The sequence below is a fragment of the Sphingomonas bacterium genome, from assembly GCF_903644135.1.
Lineage (GTDB): Bacteria > Pseudomonadota > Alphaproteobacteria > Sphingomonadales > Sphingomonadaceae > Sphingomonas.
Genome location: NZ_CAHJXA010000285.1, coordinates 1 through 3,724, shown reverse-complemented (window position 1 = coordinate 3,724; position 3,724 = coordinate 1). Strand labels below are relative to the sequence as shown.

Annotated in this window: 2 protein-coding genes; one reads left to right on the top strand and one right to left on the bottom strand. The window is 69.8% G+C overall.

Translation table 11 applies throughout. The features are described from left to right. A partial coding sequence (locus tag HUU96_RS13030; RefSeq protein ID WP_302480245.1) for a glycine betaine ABC transporter substrate-binding protein occupies nucleotides 1-865 on the top strand: 865 nt, incomplete at its 5' end. Here HUU96_RS13030 and HUU96_RS13025 read toward each other — a convergent pair. Further along, nucleotides 862-3,724 (bottom strand): TonB-dependent receptor (locus tag HUU96_RS13025; RefSeq protein WP_174293191.1); only part of this gene is annotated, 2,863 nt, incomplete at its 5' end. The genes HUU96_RS13030 and HUU96_RS13025 overlap by 4 nt on opposite strands.

The following is a 3,724-nucleotide window of genomic DNA, read 5'->3' as shown; positions in this document are numbered from 1 at the left end:
GCTGGCGCTGCTGGCGATCGGCACGACGGCGGCGACGCTGCCGCTGTGGCACGGCCGCGACGAGCGCACGGTGGTGGTCGGGGCCAAGAACTTCTCCGAACAGTTCATCCTCGCACGGCTGATCGGCGACCGGCTGACCCGGGCGGGCTATCACGTCGTCTATCGCAACGGGCTGGGCTCGGCGGTGGTGTTCGGCGCGCTGTCGAGCGGCAGCGTCGACGTCTATGTCGATTATGCCGGCACGATCTGGACCGGGCCGATGGGCCGCCGCGACGTGCCTGCCCCGTCGGCGATGCTGCCGGCGATCGGCGCATGGACGCAGGCAACCCACCGCGTTCGGCTGGTTGGCGCGCTTGGTTTCGAGAACGCCTATGCCTTTGCGATGCGCGGGGCCGATGCGCGGGCACGGGGCATCACCACGCTCGCCGACCTCGCCCCCGCCTCGGCGCAACTGGCGCTGGGCAGCGACCTGGAGTTCCTCGAACGGCCGGAATGGGTGGCGGTACGGCGCGCCTACCCGCTGCAGTTCCGGTCGGCGACGCCGTACAGCCCGACCTTCATGTACCGGGCGCTGGCGGGCGGCACGGTAGACGTCATCTCCGCCTTCTCGTCCGACGGGCGGATCGCCGCCGACAATCTGACCGTACTCGCCGACCCGCGCCACGCGATCCCCGGCTATGACGCGATGCTGCTCGTCGCGCCGGCCCATGCTAACGACCCGCGCTTCCTTGCCGCGTTGCAGCCGCTGGTCGGACGGGTGCCGGTCGCGGCGATGCGCCAGGCCAATTACCTGGTCGACCGCGACACCGACAAGCAGAGCCCCGACGCCGCCGCGCGCTGGCTGGCGCGGCGGATCGGGCTCTAGAAGAACAGCTTCCTGATCGACAGCCGGACGGTGCGGCCGAGCGGGTTGAGATAGTCCGGCTGGTAGCTGATCGGTGTCGTGCCGGTCTGGTCGGTCACCCGCTGGCGACTGTCGAACACATTTTCGAACGCCAGCGTCGCGCGCACGCCGCGCAGCCAGGGGTGCTTGGCGATCAGGTCGATACGTCCCGTCGCGTCGGCGAACAGCCTGAGGTTAAGCGTGGTCAGGCTGGAGAAGTTGAGCGTCGTCGCGTTGCCGGTGCTACCGCCGTTGATGCTGGTGCCGCTGGCGTAATTGGCCGACAGCCGCACGCCGAGGCCGTTGTTGATATAGCCCGCCTGCCCCTCCAGCTCATGGCGCGACTGGCCACCGCTCTGGCCGATCGCATCGCCGTTGAGCAGGTCGAGCGCCGGGCCGGTCGGCGACACCAGCACCCGATCGGTGAAGTGCCAGGTGTGGTAGAGCGCGAACTGGAGCCGGCCACCGCCCTGGCGACCACCCGGGCCCCCGCCAAAGCCTCCGCCTCCGCCACCACGCCCACCGCCGCCTGCCCCTCCAAAGCCGCCACCGCCAAAGCCTCCGCCCCCAAAGCCTCTGCCGCCGCCCTCGCCCGGCGCGGTCGTGCCGCCGGTGGTTGAGCCGGTGCCGGTGGTCGGTGATGCTCCTGCGCCAGTGGTCGGCGGCGGTGCACCGTCGCCACCGGGCGGGCCGCCCCGATCGCCACCCTGCCCGCCGCCTTGCCCGCCGCCCTGCCGCCGGAAGAAATCCGGCACCGGCAGACCGGCGAACGGGTTGGGCCCGGTGCCGGCACGGAACGCCTCGATCTGCTTCTGCAACCGCGACTTCAGCGCGTGCGAGAAGTTGATGCCGTAGCGAATCTCCGACCGCTCGGTGCGCGCGAAGTTGATCGGCCGGGTGTCGAGCCGCGTCAGGTTACCGCCGCTGTCGCGGGTGAAGCGGCCGGGAAACGCGCCCTCGATCGCGGCGGTCGGCGTCGGAAAAGCGACAATCGCGTTGTCGGTGTGGCTGGAGATGTAGTTGGCGACAAAGGTGATGTCCTTCGTCTTCCAAGGCTTGAGGTTCAGCTCCAGCTTCATGGTATGGGCGCTGTCGGCGACCAGGCCGGGATTGCCGCCGCTCACCGTCGTCACGTTCGCGGTGGTGCCGAGCACATAGTCGAACACGCGCACATTGGGCGTGACGACCAGCGGGTTGCCGAGCTGCTGCTGGGTGGGCGCGTCGTTCTGGTCGGTGATCGAGCCGAGCACGCGGATGCCGTCGCGCGGTGCCCAGTTGAAGCCGAAGCCGCGCGTCGTCAGCGTGCCGAAGTCCGACAGGTGGCGCACCGCGATATTGCCGTTGACCGACAAGGTGCCGATCGCGCCCAGCACCGCCTTGGAGCGGCTGGTCAGCGGCACGTCGACGTTGAGCTGGCCGCTGCCGATGTCGCGCGACAGGTCGGTGGCGCTGGTCAGGCCGGCGCGATAGGAATTGCTGCTGAAATCGCTGATCGAGCCGCCGACCCGGACCGAGGTCGATACCGAGCCGGCCGGCAGGTCAAAGATCGTGCCGTTGAACAGCGCGTCGACGGTGCCGGTGGTCGAGGTCGATCGCGCATAGCTGCCCGGCAGCGCGTTCAGCCCGGTGACCGTGCCGAACGGATTGGCGGCGGCGTCACCCGCGGTCAGCCGCGTCTGGAAGGCGCTGCTGTCGAGGCCGGTGTCGGTGAACGTCTCGGAATGGACATGGTCGAGGCTGGCGGTCAGCGACCAGCGCCAGTCGCCGACATTGCCGTTGAAGGTCGAGCCGAGATGGCCGGTGACGCTGGAGATGTTCTGGGTCAGCGCGCCGGTGCCGGCGAGCGCGCGGTCGACCAGCACGGTATTGGCGAAGGGCGAGAACGGGTTGCCCGCCGGCAAGGTGAAGGTCGCGGTCGGCAGCCCCTGCAGGCTAGTCGAATCGCTCGTCTCCAGCTCGGCGTTGAAGGTCGCCCCGACCTTGTTGGCGAAGATATTAGTCGCATAGACCATGTTGGCGGTCAGCGCCTTGGTCGAGGGCAGCAGCGTGCGAAACGCGCCCTGATCGGCCGGGTTGGCGACGCCGGGCGTGAACTGGCCGATGCCAACCGCGCCGTTCGCCGCGGCCGCCGGCACGCCGGCCACCGTCGCCGTCCCGAAGCGCGGATCGATGATGCCGCCGGGCAGCGCCGCGACGTTGCCGGCCTGCGCGAACAGGCTCGGCTGCTGGGTGATGTCGCGCTGCGCCTCGGTCAGCGCGGCGCTCTGGGTATAGTCGAGATGGACGTTGATCCGGCCGGCGTTCTTGATCGACAGCAGGTCGACATTGCCGTCCGGCGCGTTGCGGCCACCCTCGGTCGACTGGCGGTCGGCGAGTTCCACCGTGGTCGCGCGGAAACGGCGGCGCAGGACGATGTTGACCACCTTCTGGTCGGCCGGATAGCCGTATTTCAGCGCGACCTCCTCCGGCAGGATGTCGACGCGGGCGATCGCCTCGGTCGGCAGGTCGCGCACCTCCTGAAAGCCGGAAATGCGGCGGCCGTTGAGCAGGACCACCGGCGCACCGCCGCTGCCGCGGTCGCTTCTGATCTGCGGACCGAGTTCGTTGATGAGGTCGCTCACCGAGCTGACGCCATAGGAGCGGATGTCGGCCGGTCCCAGCTGCTGCTCGGGCGAAATGTCGCCGATCACCGCGCCGGGCAGGTTGCGCTGGCCGGTGACGATGACGTCCGGCTCGTCGGAATTGGCATCGGCGGGCGGCGGCGTAGTGGGGCGGGTGCGGGTCGGTCGCGCCGGAACGCTCGCCGGCACCTCGGCTTGCGGAGCACTGGCGGCAGGCGTC